Below are 14,327 nucleotides of genomic sequence, written 5' to 3'. Positions count from 1 at the left end.
CTCACCCCGATCAATGCGGTTAAGTAACCGTCCCGTTTCGGAACGTAGGCATCAAGCGACAAAACGGCCCCGGCGTTATCGCCGGGGCCGTTGGGAAATGAACGCTTTAGATCTGGTTCGACGCCTCCGTGAGAACCGAGCGCAGGATCTGCTCGATCTCGATGAACTGCTCCTCGCCCGCGATCAGCGGCGGCGCGAGCTGGATCACCGGGTCGCCGCGGTCGTCGGCGCGGCAGTAGAGCCCGGCCTCGAACAGCGCGTGCGAGAGGAAGCCGCGCAGCAGGCGCTCGGACTCGTCGTCGTTGAACGTCTCCTTGGTGGCCTTGTCCTTCACCAGCTCGATGCCGAAGAAGTACCCGTCGCCGCGGACGTCGCCGACGATCGGCAGGTCGTAGAGCCGCTCGAGGTAGGACCGGAACAGGTCGCTGTTCTGCCGGACGTGGCCGTTGAGGTCTTCCCGCTCCAGGATGTCCATGTTGGCCAGCGCCACCGCCGAGCCGACCGGGTGGCCGCCGTACGTGATGCCGTGCGCGAACCAGTTGGTTCCGTGCAGGAACGGCTCGGCCAGCCGGTCGGACGCGATCATCGCGCCGAGCGGGACGTAGCCCGAGGTCAGGCCCTTGGCAACGGTGATGATGTCGGGCGTGTAGTCGTACTTCAGGCCGCCGAAGTACTCGCCGAGCCGGCCGAAGCCGCAGATCACGTCGTCGGAGACCATCAGCACGTCGTACCGGTCGCAGATCTCACGGACCCGCTGGAAGTACCCGGGTGGCGGCGGGAAGCAGCCGCCCGAGTTCTGCACCGGCTCGAGGAACACCGCGGCGACCGTGTCGGGCCCCTCGAACTCGATCGCCTCGGCGATGCGGTCGGCGGCCCAGACGCCGAACTGCTCGGGGCTCATCGACTCGTCGGGGCGGCGGTAGTAGTTCGTGTTCGGCACCCGGAACGTCGACGGCACCAGCGGCTCGAAGTCCTGCTTGAGGCCGGGGATGCCGGTGATCGACAGGGCGCCCATCGAGGTGCCGTGGTACGCGATCGACCGCGACAGCACCTTGGTCTTGAGCGGCTTGCCCACCCGCTTGAAGTAGGAGCGGGCGAGTTTCCACGCCGACTCGACCGCCTCGGAGCCGCCGGTGGTGAAGAAGACCCGGTTGAGGTCGCCCGGGGTCAGATCGGCGAGCCGGTCGGCCAGCTCGATCGCCTTGGGGTGCGCGTACGACCAGAGCGGGAAGTAGGCGAGCTCGCCGGCCTGCTTGGCGGCCGCCTCGGCCAGTTCCTGCCGCCCGTGGCCGGTCTGCACGACGAACAGCGCGGACAGGCCGTCGAGGTAGCGCCGGCCGGCGGCGTCCCACACGTAGCAGCCGTCGCCGCGCACGATCAGCGGGATGTCGGTGTGCTGGTAGGACGACATACGGGTGAAGTGCAGCCAGAGATGGTCACGGGCGGCGCCGGACAGCTTCTCGAAGTCGGGTGACTGAAGGTCGGACAAGGGGGGCTCCATCTCAGCGGGTGAGGGACTCGAAAGCCTGTTCGAGCAGGGAGAGGCCGCGGTCGAGCTCGTCGTCGGTGATGACCAACGGCGGCAGCAGCCGGATCACGTTGCCGTAGGTGCCGCAGGTGAGCAGCAGCAGCCCACTCTCGTGGGCCGCCTTGGCCACGGCGGCCGTGGCCTGCGGATCGGGCTCGATCGAACCCGGCACGACCAGCTCGAGCGCCAGCATCGCGCCGCGGCCGCGGACCTCGCCGATCGGCGGGTGCTTGGCGGCCAGCGCCTCGAGCCGGGGCCGGGCCACCGCCTCGATGTGCCGGGCCGCCGCCGCGAGGTCGAGCTCGCGCATCATCCCGATGCTGGCCAGCGCCGCCGCGCAGGCGATCGGGTTGCCGCCGTACGTGCCACCGAGGCCACCCGGATGCACCGCGTCCATGATCTCGGCGCGGCCGGTGACCGCGGCGAGCGGAAGGCCGCCGGCGATGCCCTTGGCCGTGGTGATCAGGTCGGGCTCGACGCCCTCGTGCTCGCTGGCGAACCAGGCCCCGGTGCGGCAGAACCCGGTCTGGATCTCGTCGGCGACGAACAGCGCACCGGTCTGCCGGCACCACGCGGCCAGCGCCGGCAGAAAGCCGGGCGCGGGCACGACGAAGCCGCCCTCGCCCTGCACGGGCTCGATCAGCACGGCCGCGACGTTGACCGCGCCCACGTACTTCTCGATCTGCCCGATCGCGAACGCCGCGGCGTCGGCGCCCGAGCGGCCGTCACGCAGGGGATAGGACATCGGCATGCGGTAGATCTCGCCGGCGAACGGCCCGAAGCCCTGCTTGTACGGCATGACCTTGGCGGTGAGCGCCATGGTGAGGTTGGTCCGGCCGTGGTATGCGTGGTCGAACACGACGATGGCCTGCCGGCCGGTCGCGTGCCGGGCGATCTTGACGGCGTTCTCCACCGCCTCGGCGCCGGAGTTGAACAGCGCCGAGCGCTTCTCGAAGTCCCCGGGGGTGAGCGCGGCCAGTTCCTCGCAGACCGCGACGTACTGCTCGTACGGCGCGATCATGAAGCAGGTATGCGTGAACCGGGCGACCTGCTCCCGCACCGCGGCGACGACCGCGGGCGCCGCGTTGCCGACGTTGGTCACCGCGATCCCGGCCGCGAAGTCGATCCACTCGCGCCCGTCCACATCGGTCATGGTGCCGCCGCTCGCGCTGCTCACGTACGACGGGATCATGCTGCTGACCCCACGCGCGACGGCCGCGCTCCGGCGCCGATGCAGGTCGGCGGAGGTAGGCATCTCTCAACTCCTTCGGGGCTCGGAACCCGATCATTTCACTGAATCCGTCGTTTGCAAGAGGCAGAACAACTATTTCCGCGCTGCTTACGAAGGTACAGTCTCGCCGTGATCCCGTTCTACGTCGCCGGGCGACCGGCCTCCGGCACCGAGTCCCTGACCGTGCGTCACCCGTTCGACACCGAGATCGTCGGCGAGACCAGCAACGCCACTCCCGCGCAGGTCGAGGAGGCCCTCGCGGCCGCCGCGGCCGCCGCCGGACCGGCCTCCGCGCTGCCGGCCTCCGCGCGCGCGGGCGCGCTCGACGAGATCAGTGTCCGGATCAAGCGCCGCGCCGAGGAGTTCTCCGAGCTGATCACCGCCGAGAACGGCAAGCCGCTCAAGTGGGCGCGCGCCGAGGTGGCCCGGGCGGTCAGCACGTTCCGCTGGGCGGCCGAGGAGGCCCGGCGCTTCTCCGGCGAGTTGCAGCGGCTCGACACCGACCCGGCCGCGGCCGGCCGGATCGCGCTGGTCCGCCGGGTGCCGCGCGGGCCGGTGCTGGGCATCGCGCCGTTCAACTTCCCGCTGAACCTGGTGGCGCACAAGGTGGCCCCGGCGCTCGCGGTCGGCGCGCCGATCATCGTGAAGCCGGCGCCCGCGACGCCGCTCACGGCGCTGCTGCTCGGTGAGATCGTGTCCCGGCTCGACCTGCCGGCCGGGACGTTCTCGGTGCTGCCGGTGCCGAACGAGCGGATGGCCGCCCTGGTCGCCGACCCGCGGCTGCCGGTGGTCTCGTTCACCGGCTCGGGGCCGGTCGGCGCCCAGATCCGGGCGGCCGTTCCCGGCAAGCACGTCACGCTGGAGCTGGGCGGGAACGCCGCGGCGCTGGTCTGCGAGGACTGGGACGACCTCGACTTCGCGGCTCAGCGGATCGCCACGTTCTCCAACTACCAGGCCGGGCAGAGCTGCATCGCCGTCCAGCGGGTGTTCGTGCACCGCTCCCACCTGGCCGCGTTCACGCCGAAGCTGGTCGCGGCGGTCGAGGCGTTGCGGGCCGGGGACCCCCGCGACCCGCTGACCGACGTCGGCCCGGTGATCGACTCACGGGCGGCCGCGCGCATCGAGGAGTGGATCGGCGAGGCGGTCACCAAGGGCGGCCGGGTGCTGACCGGCGGCACGCGCTCCGGGACGACCGTGGCGCCGACCGTGCTCACCGACGTGCCGGCCGACGCCAGGGTCTGCGCCGAGGAGGTGTTCGGCCCGGTGCTGGTGCTGACCGCCGTCGACTCGGACGAGGCCGGGTTCGCGGCGATCGACGACTCGGCGTTCGGGCTGCAGGCGGGCGTCTTCACCCGCCGCATCGACCTGGCCTTCGCCGCCCACCGGCGGCTGCGCGTCGGCGGCGTCATCATCGGCGACGTCCCCAGCTTCCGGGCCGACCAGATGCCGTACGGCGGGGTGAAGGCGAGCGGGTCCGGGCGCGAGGGCGTGGCCAGCGCGATGGACGACTACACGGAGCCGCGCGTCATGGTCCTCACCGGCCTGACACTCTGAGAGCGGGATCAGGAGTCGAAGCCGATGCCCATCGCGTCGAGCGTGCGCAGCCACAGGTTGCGCTTGCCCTGGTTGAGGTCGGCCTGGGCCATCGACCAGCGGGTCAGCTGGATGACGCCGCTGCGCAGCGGCTCGGGCGGGAACGGCATCGGCTTGCTGCGCACCATCTTCAGCTTGGTCAGCTCGGTCGGGACGCCGCCGAGCAGGTCGAGCATGACCTTGGCGCCGAAGCGGGTCGCGCCCACCCCGAGACCGGTGTAGCCGGCCGCGTACGCGAGCCGCCCGCCGTGCGCGGTGCCGAAGAACGCGCTGAACCGGCTGCAGGCGTCGATGACGCCGCCCCACTTGTGGCTGAAGCGGAGGTCCTCCAGCTGCGGGAACGTCGCCGCGAAGTGGTCGGCGAGCATCTCGAAGGTCGCGTCGCGCTGGTCCTGCGACGGGACGATCCGGCCGCCGTTGAAGTAGACCGCGTCGTAGCCGCCCCACAGGATCCGGTTGTCCGCGGTGAGCCGGTAGTAGTGGAACTGGTTGGCGGAGTCGCCGATGCCCTGCCGGTTCTTCCAGCCGATCGCGTCGAGCTGCTCCTCGGTCAGCGGCTCGGTCATCAGCGCGTAGTCGTAGACCGGGATCACGAACTGCTGCAGTCGCTTGAGCAGGCGCCCGTGCGCGCCGGTGGCCAGGGCGACCTTCCGCGCGGTGACGTGGCCGCGCCAGGTCTGCAGGTTCAGACCACCGGGGAATGCCGTGATCCGCTCGACCTTCGTGTTCTCGTAGAAGCGGACGCCCAGCGAGATGCACGCCTCCCGGAGACCCCAGGCCAGCCGGGCCGGGTCGACCATCGCGCAGCCGGTACGATCCCAGACCGCGCCGCGGTACGTCGGTGAGTGCACCTCCTGTCGTACGGCGTCACGATCCAGCAGCTCGACGTCGAGACCGCGAGCCGCCTCGGCGGCGTGCCCCGCGACCAGATCGCGCCACTGCCAGTCCTCGGTGGCCACGTGCAGCTCACCGGTGCGCTCGAAGTCGCAGTCGATCCCGTAGCCGGCGACCGTGAACGAGATCTCGTCGAGGTTCTCCCGGCCCAGCCGTATCAGCTGGTCCAGCTCGCCCGGAAAGCGGGCGAGGCCGTTGTCGAAGCCGTGCGTGATGCTCGACGAGCAGAACCCGCCGTTGCGGCCCGAGGCCGCCCACCCGGCCGTGGCCGCCTCGAGGACCACCACGTCCAGCAAGGGATCGCGTTCCTTCGCGATCAGGGCCGTCCAGAGACCGCTGTACCCGGCGCCCACCACCGCGAGATCCGCGGTGGTGGGGCCGTCGAGCGGGTCGGCGGCGGCCGGAGCCCCCGCCTGGGTGAGCCAGTACGGCTCCGGTATTGCGTCCTTGAGGCGCGAACCCACGAGTTATCGATCCCGCTTGCCTTGCCTCGAGCGGATGTTGGTGACGACCGCGATCAGCACGCCGGCCGCGAAGATCATCGTGCCCATGACATTGACCTGCGGCGGCAGGCCGACGCGGGTCGAGCCCCAGATCCACAGCGGGAAGGTCGTGACGCTGCCCGCGGTGAAGTTGGTGACGACGAAGTCGTCGATGGACAGGGCGAACGCCAGCAGGATGCCGGAGAACACGGCCGGGAGGATGAGCGGGAAGGTGACCTTCCAGAACGTCGTCCACGGCGTGGCGCCCAGGTCGGCCGCCGCCTCCTCGATCGAGCGGTCGAGCGTGACCACCCGGGCCCGCACGATCGCGGCGACGAACGAGATCGAGAACATGATGTGCGCGATCGTGATCGTCACCGCGCCCAGGCCGAGGTTCGCCGAGACGAACAGGCTGAGCAGCGAGGCGCCCATGATCAGCTCGGGCGAGGAGATCGTCGAGAACATGACGACGTTCAGCGTGCCCGAGCCGCGGAAGCGGTAGCGGCCCAGCGCGTACCCGATGCCGGTGCCCATCGCCGCCGAGACCAGGCTGGAGATCACCGCGATGATCAGCGAGGTCCACAGCGCCTTGGTGAGGTCCTCGATCTCGAAGACCTTGCCCCACCACTTGAAGGTGAAGCCCTCCCACGACTGGTTGTACCGGCCGTGCGTGTCGTTGAACGCGAACGCGATCATCACGAAGATCGGGATGACCAGCCAGATGATGACCAGCCAGGTGTAGAGGAACAGCATCGACTGGCCGGTGAACCGGCGCCGGCGCCCGGTCCGGACCGGCTGCTCCACCGGTGGTCGTTGCAGGGTCGAGACGCTCATCGGGCCGCCACCTTCATCACGTCCTCGGTGCCCAGTGCCCGGGCGTAGGCGAAGATGCCGATCAGCAGCACCGCCATGAGGATGAACGACAGCGCCGCCGCCGTCGGATAGTCGGAGGTCACCAGGTACTTGCTCTGGATGACCTGGCCGATCATCGTGGTCGACGAACTGCCCAGCACCTCGGAGTTGACGTAGTCCGAGGCCATCGGCACGAACGACATCAGCACGCCGGCGAAGACGCCGGGCAGGGCCAGCGGCAGGATCACCTTGCGGAAGGCGAGCGCGGGGTTCGCGTACAGGTCCCGCGCCGCCTCGACGACCCGGGGGTCGATCCGCTCGAGCGCCACGTAGATCGGCAGCACCATGAACGGCAGGAAGTTGTAGACCAGCCCGCCGATCACCGCCTCGGGCGTGCCGAGCAGGTGGTACGAGTCGGGCACCAGCCCGAGCTGTTTCAGCGGGTGCAGCACCGGGCCCTCGTCGGTGAGGATCTGCCGCCACGAGATGGTGCGCAGCACGAACGACACGAAGAACGGCAGGAGCAGCAGGAACAGGTACGTCGGCTTGCGCCGGCCGCCGTAGAAGGCGATCCAGTACGCCACCGGGAACGCCAGCGCGATCAGCAGGATCGTGCCGACCGCCGCGTAGATCAGCGAGCGGATCAGCTGGGTGTGGTACCCGTCGATCGCGTCGGTGTAGTTCTGCCAGTGGAACGTGAAGCGGTACCCGTAGACGACGTCGCCCTGCTGAAGCGAGAGCGACAGCATGGCGATCATCGGGATCGCGAAGAACAGCAGCAGCCACAGACCACCCGGCAGGACCAGGAAGTACGGCGCCAGCTGGCGTTTGACTCGGTTCATGTGTCTCAGCTCAGGACGATGGGCTCGAAGGTCTTCTGGAAGGTCTGCTGGTCGGCGACCGAGTCGAAGGACACGTAGTAGTGCAGCTTCGAGTAGATGTCCTGGCCGGGGAACACGAGCGGAGAGTTCGCGACCTGGAGCGCCGCGGTCTTGTCCTCGCCGGACAGCTTGGCGGCGCTCGTGCGCATCTGCTGCTGCGCCGCCGGCACCGGGCAGACGTAGTTGATGTAGTTGGCGAGCGAGGCCGCGATGTCGACGCCGTAGAAGAAGTCGATCAGCGTGATCGCGTCGACCGGCGCCTTGGCGGTGATCGGGATCGTCATGTTGTCGGTCCAGATCGTGCCGCCCTCCTCCGGGATCACGAACTTGAAGTTCGTGCCGTCGGAGAGGTTCTTCTGGAAGATGTCACCCGACCAGGCCTGCGTGATCCAGACCTCGCCCTTGCCGAGCGCGTCCACGTAGCTCTGGTCGTAGTAGTTGCGGACGATGCCGAGGTCCTTCTGCTTCTTCAGCTCGTCGGCGGCCTTGTCCCAGTCGGCCGAGGTCGACTTGTCGGGATTGAGGCCGGCCTTGAGCAGGCCGAAGTTCGCCAGTTCCTGGGTGTCGGAGAACATGCCGACCTTGCCCTTGAACTGCGGATCCCACAGGTCGGCGAGCTTGGTGATCGGCCGCTTCGTCTTGTTCTCGTCGTACGCGATGCCGGTCATGCCGGACGCCCACGGCACGCTGTAGACGTTGCCCGGGTCGAACGCCTCCTTGCTGTACGAGGCGGCCGCGTTCTTGGCGAAGTTCGGCAGCTTGGAGTGATCGAGCGGGGCGAGGAAGCCCGAGTCGCGGAACTGAGCGAACTGCACGCTGTTGGTGATGACCATCAGGTCGAAGCCGATGGACTGGCCCGCGGACAGCTGCGGCTGCACCTTCGCGAACCAGGGCCCCATCTCCTGGATGACCTCCTGGTAGTTCACCGTGATGCCGGTTTCCTTGGTGAACTGCTTGAGCTCGGGGTGCTTCGGGTCCATGTACAGCGGCCAGTTGGCGAAGTCGACGTGGCCGGTCTTGGCCTTGCCCGTCCAGTACTTCGCGACGGCGTCGGGGGCCGCGCTGGCGCCGGCGCCGGGCGCCTTCGCCTTGCCCTGCACGCCGCAGGCCGCGAGGGCCGCGCCGAGGGCGGAGAGACCGGAGATCCGCAAAGCGTCCCGCCGGCCGAGCCGGCGCTGGGTCATGCCACGAAGAAAGGTGGGGTCGGGGGTCGAGGCAGACATCAGACTCCGATCATGTATGAGTGCTGGGGGGCCCAGGTCAGGAAGACACGATCGCCGCGATCAGCGAGATCCTCGGCGTTCGAAGCATTTTGATCGAAGACAGTAAAGTCGGCGCCCGCCGCCGTGGCTACCGTGTAGTTCGTCGAAGTTCCGTGATAAACGACCTCATTGACAACGCCCGAGAGCACGCTCCCACCGGTCGCCGCCACCGGCGGCACCCCGCGGTGCATGTCGATCTTCTCGGGCCGCACCGACACCTCGATCTTGTCGCCGGGCCGGCACGCGCTGCCGCAGGGCACCACGACCCGGTCCTGGGTGGTGTAGCTGAGCAGCGCCAGACCGTTCTCGGCGCGCTCGACGTGCCCCTCGACGATGTTCGACGTACCGATGAAGCCGGCCACGAAGCGGCTCGCCGGCCGCTCGTAGATCTGCCGCGGCGTGCCGAGCTGCTCGATCACGCCGGCGTTCATGACCGCGATCCGGTCCGACATCGTCAGCGCCTCGCCCTGGTCGTGGGTGACGTAGACGAAGGTGATGCCGACCTCGCGCTGGATGCGCTTGAGCTCGACCTGCATCTGCTGGCGCAGCTTGAGGTCGAGCGCGCCGAGCGGCTCGTCGAGCAGCAGCGCCCGCGGCCGGTTGACCAGCGCCCGGGCCAGGGCCACCCGCTGCTGCTGGCCGCCCGACATCTCGCGCGGCGCCCGCTTCTCCATCCCGGTCAGCGAGACGATCTCGAGAATCTCGGCCACCCGCCGCTTGATCTCGTCCTTGGCGACCTTCTTGCGCTCGAGCCCGAACGCCACGTTCTGGAACGTGTTCAGGTGCGGGAAGAGGGCGTACGACTGGAAGACCATGTTGATGTCGCGCTTGTTGGGCGCGACCCCGGTGACGTCCTTGCCGTCGAGATAGACCTGCCCGGCGGTCGGCTCCTCGAAGCCGGCGATCATGCGCATGGTGGTGGTCTTGCCGCAGCCCGAGGGCCCGAGCAGCGAGAAGAACTCCCCCTGCGCGATCGCCAGGTCCATCCGCTTGACGGCGGGGACCGCCTCGCCGTGCGACTGGTAGGTCTTGAGGACTCCGGCGAACCTGATGGCCGGGGTCCCGTTCGCCACCGCGCCGGGTGGCTGCTGAACGGCGCTGTGCTGGGGGGTGGTCATGTTGTTCCTCTTCGCGCGGGTGGTCAGAAGGGCGGTCAGCCGAGGTTGCTCATCACGTGCTTGATCCGGGTGTACTCCTCGAACCCGTACATCGAAAGGTCCTTGCCGTAACCGGAGTGACCGTAGCCGCCGTGCGGCATTTCCGAGACGAACGGGAGGTGCGTGTTGATCCAGACGGCGCCGAAGTTGAGCCGCCGCGAGACCCGCATGGCACGGCCGTGGTTCTGCGTCCAGACGCTGGCGCTCAGGCCGTAGCGTGAGTCGTTGGCCCAGCGCACCGCGTTGTCCTCGTCGTCGAACGCCTGCACGGTGATGACCGGGCCGAACACCTCGTCCTGGATCATCTCGTCGCGCTGGTCGAGGCCGGCCACGACGGTCGGCTCGAGGAAGTACCCCCGATCGCCGATCCGCTGGCCACCGGTGACGATCTCGGCGTGCTCCGGCGTCCGCTCGAGGAAGCCGCGTACCCGCGAAAGCTGATTGGCGTTGTTGACCGGCCCGAAGTAGGCGTCGGTGTCGGCCGGCGGGCCGACCTTCGTGTTCTTGGCGGCCGCCGCGAGCGCGGCGGTAAAGTCGCCGGCGACGCGGCCGTGCACCAGCACCCGGGTCGCCGCCGTGCAGTCCTGCCCCGCGTTGAAGAAGCCCGCGCCGGCGATCGCCTCGGCGGTCGACTCGAGGTCGACGTCGTCGAAGACGATCACCGGCGCCTTGCCACCGAGCTCCAGATGAGCCCGCTTCAGGTCGGCCGCCGCCGCCACGGCGACCTCCATGCCGGCCCGGGTGGAGCCGGTGATCGAGACGAGCTGCGGCGCCGGATGGGCGACAACGGCGCGGCCGGTGTCCCGGTCGCCGCAGACCACGTTGAGCACGCCGGGCGGGAGGAACTCGGCGGCGATCTCGGCGAGCAGCAGGGTGCTCACCGGGGTGGTGTCGGAGGGCTTGAGCACGACCGCGTTGCCGGCCGCGATGGCCGGCGCGAACTTCCAGACGGCCATGACCATCGGGTAGTTCCAGGGCGTGACCTGCGCGCACACTCCCAGCGGCTCGCGCCGGACGTAGGAGGTGTGGTTGGGAAGGTACTCCCCCGCGGACTTGCCCTCGAGGATGCGCGCCGCGCCCGCGAAGAAGCGCAGCTCGTCGACCATCGGGCCGATCTCCTCGCGGCGGGTGGCCTCGACCGGCTTGCCGGTGTTGCGGCACTCGGCGGCGATGAGCTCCTCGGCCCGGTCCTCGATCGCATCGGCGATGCGCAGCAGGGCGCGCTGCCGGGCGGCCGGGGTGGTATCGCGCCAGACCTCAAACGCGGACTCCGCGGCGGTCATCGCCTGGTCGACGTCGGCTGCGCTGGAGACCGGCGCCAGGGCGTACGCCTCACCGGTGCTCGGGTCGACGACTTCCGAGGTGGTGCCGTCCACGGTGCCGGTGTACTCGCCACCGACAAAGTTCCGCAGCTCGATCACTGAATGGCCCTCCAGTTGAGGCTTGTGACAGCCCCCACATGACAACTGGAGGGACCTTGTCACACGCAGGTGTTCTAAACAAGGGAATCCGAGGAATTTTCCAAACTTGAAACGGAATCAGGCGTAGAGCGCCCCTCGCAGCTACGCAATCCGGCGTCAGCCCGCGTAATACTTGTCGGCCACCGCGAGCGCCCCGTCGAGGATCGACAGTCCTTCCCGGACCTCGTCGGCGGTGACCGTGCAAGGCGGCACCACGTGCACCCGGTTGAAGTGGGTGAAGGGCCACAGGCCTCGCTGTTTGCAGGCCGCGGCCACCTCGTTCATCGGCCCGGCGGCGGCGCCGGCCGCGTTGAACGGCACCAGCGGCTCGCGAGTCTCCCGGTCGCGCACGAGCTCGATCGCCCAGAACACGCCCAGGCCGCGCACTTCGCCCATGCTCGGGTGCTTTTCGGCGAGTTCGGCCAGGCCCGGCGCGATGACGTCGTCGCCGATCGCCCGGGCGTGCTCGACGATCCCCTCCTCCTTGAAGATCTCGATGGAGGCGACGGCCGAGGCACAGGCGAGCGGGTGTCCCGAATAGGTGAGGCCGCCGGGGAACGGCCGGGTTTCATAGGTGGAAGCGATCTCATCCGAGATGATCACGCCACCCAGCGGCAGATAGCCCGAGTTGACCCCCTTGGCGAAGGTGATCAGGTCGGGAGTGACGCCCCAGCGGTCCACGGCGAACCATTCGCCGCAGCGCCCGAAGCCGGCCATCACCTCGTCGGCGATGAAGACGATGCCGAACTCGTCGCAGATCGAGCGCACCCCGGCCAGGTAGCCCGGCGGCGGCACCAGGACGCCGTTGGTCCCGACCACGGTCTCCAGCAGCACGGCCGCGATCGTCGCCGCGCCCTCGAAGACGATCGTGTCCCGCAGGTGCTTCAGCGCCCGCTCGGACTCCTGCTCGGGCGTTTCGGCATAAAAAGGAGATCGATACGGGTACGGGCCCCAGAAGTGCACGACGCCCAGCGCGGCGGGCTCGTTCGCCCATCGGCGCGGGTCCCCGGTCGCGGCGATCGCCGTCGCGGTCGAGCCGTGATAGCTGCGGTACGTGGAGAGCACCTTGTGCCGTCCGGTGTGGCCGCGGGCCAGGCGGATCGCGTTCTCGGTGGCCTCGGCGCCGCCGTTGGTGAAGAACACCTTGTTGAGCGGGCCCGGGGCGAGGCCGGCGATCAGGCGGGCCGCCTCGCCGCGCTTGTCGTTGGCGAAGGCCGGCTGGATCGTGCAGAGCCGGGCCGCCTGCTCCTGGATCGCCGCGACCAGCCGCGGGTGCTGGTGGCCGACGTTGACATTGACCAATTGAGATGAGAAGTCCAGATATTTCGTCCCATGGTAGTCCCAGAAGTAGCTGCCTTCGGCCCCCGCGATGGGCAGCGGATCGATCAACCCCTGGGCCGACCAGCTATGGAAGACGTGAGCGCGGTCGTCCGCGCGTACGGTCGCGTCGGTCATCTTGTGATTTGTCCTGGTCTATCGGGTCTGCGGGAAGCCGAGGTCGACGCTCGACGTGCCGGGGTCCGGCCAGCGCGAGGTCACGACCTTGGTCCGGGTGAAGAAGTGGATGCCGTCCGGGCCGTACATGTGGGTGTCGCCGAAGAGCGAGGCCTTCCACCCGCCGAACGAGTAGTAGGCCACCGGCACCGGGATCGGCACGTTCACGCCGACCATGCCGGCGTTCACGTCGAACTGGAACTGCCGGGCGGCGCCGCCGTCCCGCGTGAAGATCGCGGTCCCGTTCCCGTACTCGTTCTCGTTGATCAGCTGTACGGCCTCGGCGTACGTCCCGGCCCGCACGACGCAGAGCACCGGCCCGAAGATCTCGTCGGTGTAGACGGCCATGTCCGGCGTGACGTTGTCGAGCAGCGTGACGCCCAGGTAGTAACCGTCGCCGGGCACCTCCGCCTCGCGCCCGTCCGCGACGACCGTGGCCCCGGCGTCGGCGCCGGCCGTGATGTACCCGGCGACCTTGTCCCGGTGCACGGCGCTGATCAGGGGTCCCATCTGCGCCGACGGGTCGGTCCCCGCGCCGATCGTCAGCTTCGGCAGCCGCGCCGCGATCGCGTCGACCAGCGGATCGGCCACGTCGCCCACCGCGACGACCACCGAGACGGCCATGCAGCGCTCGCCGGCCGAGCCGTAGGCCGCGCTCACGGCCGCGTCCGCCGCCGCGTCGAGCTCGGCGTCGGGCAGGACGACCATGTGGTTCTTCGCGCCGCCGAGGGCCTGGACCCGCTTGCCGTGCGCGGTGCCGGTCTCGTAGATGTACTTCGCCACCGGCGTCGACCCGACGAAGCTGACCGCCGCGATGTCCGGGTGGGTGAGCAGCGCGTTTACCGCCTCCACATCGCCATTGACCACGGAGAACACGCCCTCCGGCAGCCCCGCCTCCTTCCACAGCTTGGCCAGGAGGAGCGCCGACGACGGGTCCTTCTCGCTCGGCTTGAGCACGAACGCGTTGCCGGCCGCGATCGCCGTCGTGCACATCCACAGCGGCACCATGGCCGGGAAGTTGAACGGCGTGATGCCGGCGACCACACCGAGCGGCTGGCGGATCGAGTACACGTCGACGCCGGTGCTCGCCTGCTCGCTGTACGAGCCCTTCATCAGGTGCGGGATGCCGGTGGCGAACTCCGCGTTCTCGAGCCCGCGGGCCACCTCGCCGGCCGCGTCGGACAGCACCTTGCCGTGCTCGCTCGTGATCACCGCGGCGAGGTCGCCGGCCCGGTCGGCCAGCAGTTCCCGGAACTTGAACAGGACCGCGGCCCGGCGCGACAGCGACGCCTCCCGCCACGCCTTGGCGGCCTCCTTCGCCACCGCGACCGCGTTCGCCACCTCGGCCGACGAGGCCAGGTCGACCTCGCCGGTCTGCTCGCCGGTCGCGGGGTTGAAGACGGGGCTCGTGCGGCCCGAGGTGCCGGCGTGCTCGGCGCCGCCGATCCAGTGCGCGATACGTTTCATGGCCCGAGATTACGTAACACCTCTGG

General features: G+C 69.3%; 11 protein-coding genes. 1 reads left to right on the top strand and 10 read right to left on the bottom strand.

All coding sequences use genetic code 11. The features are described from left to right. Positions 1-106: 106 nt before the first annotated feature. Together A3CQ_RS0138035 and gabT are read right to left on the bottom strand one after the other, a co-directional pair. The gene (locus tag A3CQ_RS0138035; RefSeq protein WP_051115474.1) at positions 107-1,501 is read right to left on the bottom strand and encodes an aspartate aminotransferase family protein; all 1,395 of its coding nucleotides are present in this window, start codon (positions 1,499-1,501) and stop codon (positions 107-109) included. 1 nt (position 1,502) lies between these two features. After that, positions 1,503-2,783, bottom strand: coding sequence for a 4-aminobutyrate--2-oxoglutarate transaminase (gabT, locus tag A3CQ_RS0138030; protein WP_020516210.1), 1,281 nt, complete (start codon positions 2,781-2,783; stop codon positions 1,503-1,505). Between the two features lie 105 nt (positions 2,784-2,888). Here gabT and A3CQ_RS0138025 point away from each other — a divergent pair, with 105 nt between their 5' ends. Beyond that, positions 2,889-4,313: an aldehyde dehydrogenase family protein gene (locus tag A3CQ_RS0138025; RefSeq protein ID WP_020516209.1), complete on the top strand. Its 1,425-nt coding sequence runs from the start codon at positions 2,889-2,891 to the stop codon at positions 4,311-4,313. An 8-nt stretch (positions 4,314-4,321) separates the two neighbouring features. Here the strand turns inward: A3CQ_RS0138025 and A3CQ_RS0138020 are convergent, their stop codons facing one another. The 8 genes from A3CQ_RS0138020 to A3CQ_RS0137985 form a co-directional block, all read right to left on the bottom strand. Further along, positions 4,322-5,710, bottom strand: coding sequence for an NAD(P)/FAD-dependent oxidoreductase (locus A3CQ_RS0138020; protein WP_020516208.1), 1,389 nt, complete (start codon positions 5,708-5,710; stop codon positions 4,322-4,324). Positions 5,711-5,713: 3 nt separating this feature from the next. Continuing rightward, positions 5,714-6,562: an ABC transporter permease gene (locus A3CQ_RS0138015; protein ID WP_020516207.1), complete on the bottom strand. Its 849-nt coding sequence runs from the start codon at positions 6,560-6,562 to the stop codon at positions 5,714-5,716. Continuing rightward, positions 6,559-7,422, bottom strand: coding sequence for an ABC transporter permease (locus A3CQ_RS0138010; RefSeq protein WP_020516206.1), 864 nt, complete (start codon positions 7,420-7,422; stop codon positions 6,559-6,561). Before A3CQ_RS0138010 ends, A3CQ_RS0138015 begins: the two co-directional genes overlap by 4 nt. A 5-nt stretch (positions 7,423-7,427) precedes the next feature. Continuing rightward, positions 7,428-8,684, bottom strand: coding sequence for a polyamine ABC transporter substrate-binding protein (locus A3CQ_RS0138005; protein WP_245577525.1), 1,257 nt, complete (start codon positions 8,682-8,684; stop codon positions 7,428-7,430). Beyond that, the gene (locus tag A3CQ_RS0138000; RefSeq protein ID WP_020516204.1) at positions 8,684-9,841 is read right to left on the bottom strand and encodes an ABC transporter ATP-binding protein; all 1,158 of its coding nucleotides are present in this window, start codon (positions 9,839-9,841) and stop codon (positions 8,684-8,686) included. Before A3CQ_RS0138000 ends, A3CQ_RS0138005 begins: the two co-directional genes overlap by 1 nt. A gap of 35 nt (positions 9,842-9,876) precedes the next feature. Beyond that, on the bottom strand, positions 9,877-11,301 hold the full coding sequence (locus tag A3CQ_RS0137995; protein ID WP_020516203.1) for a gamma-aminobutyraldehyde dehydrogenase: 1,425 nt from the start codon (positions 11,299-11,301) through the stop codon (positions 9,877-9,879). A 156-nt stretch (positions 11,302-11,457) separates the two neighbouring features. Further along, complete coding sequence (locus A3CQ_RS0137990) at positions 11,458-12,795, bottom strand: aspartate aminotransferase family protein (RefSeq protein WP_020516202.1); 1,338 nt, start codon at positions 12,793-12,795, stop codon at positions 11,458-11,460. Positions 12,796-12,813: 18 nt separating this feature from the next. Beyond that, complete coding sequence (locus A3CQ_RS0137985) at positions 12,814-14,301, bottom strand: CoA-acylating methylmalonate-semialdehyde dehydrogenase (protein ID WP_020516201.1); 1,488 nt, start codon at positions 14,299-14,301, stop codon at positions 12,814-12,816. Positions 14,302-14,327 lie beyond the last annotated feature (26 nt).

Origin of the sequence: Paractinoplanes globisporus DSM 43857 (genome assembly GCF_000379645.1) — a bacterium.
Taxonomy (GTDB): domain Bacteria; phylum Actinomycetota; class Actinomycetes; order Mycobacteriales; family Micromonosporaceae; genus Actinoplanes; species Actinoplanes globisporus.
Note: the sequence above shows the minus strand (reverse complement) of the source record. Positions and strands in the feature narration are given on the sequence as shown.

What these genes read in the sequence shown, in the direction of transcription:
- A3CQ_RS0137985 (WP_020516201.1), bottom strand. Translation starts at nt 14,301, where the DNA reads ATGAAACGTATCGCGCACTGGATCGGCGGCGCCGAGCACGCCGGCACC.
- A3CQ_RS0137990 (WP_020516202.1), bottom strand. Translation starts at nt 12,795, where the DNA reads ATGACCGACGCGACCGTACGCGCGGACGACCGCGCTCACGTCTTCCAT.
- A3CQ_RS0138010 (WP_020516206.1), bottom strand. Translation starts at nt 7,422, where the DNA reads ATGAACCGAGTCAAACGCCAGCTGGCGCCGTACTTCCTGGTCCTGCCG.
- A3CQ_RS0138035 (WP_051115474.1), bottom strand. Translation starts at nt 1,501, where the DNA reads ATGGAGCCCCCCTTGTCCGACCTTCAGTCACCCGACTTCGAGAAGCTG.
- gabT (WP_020516210.1), bottom strand. Translation starts at nt 2,783, where the DNA reads ATGCCTACCTCCGCCGACCTGCATCGGCGCCGGAGCGCGGCCGTCGCG.
- A3CQ_RS0138000 (WP_020516204.1), bottom strand. Translation starts at nt 9,841, where the DNA reads ATGACCACCCCCCAGCACAGCGCCGTTCAGCAGCCACCCGGCGCGGTG.
- A3CQ_RS0138005 (WP_245577525.1), bottom strand. Translation starts at nt 8,684, where the DNA reads ATGTCTGCCTCGACCCCCGACCCCACCTTTCTTCGTGGCATGACCCAG.
- A3CQ_RS0138015 (WP_020516207.1), bottom strand. Translation starts at nt 6,562, where the DNA reads ATGAGCGTCTCGACCCTGCAACGACCACCGGTGGAGCAGCCGGTCCGG.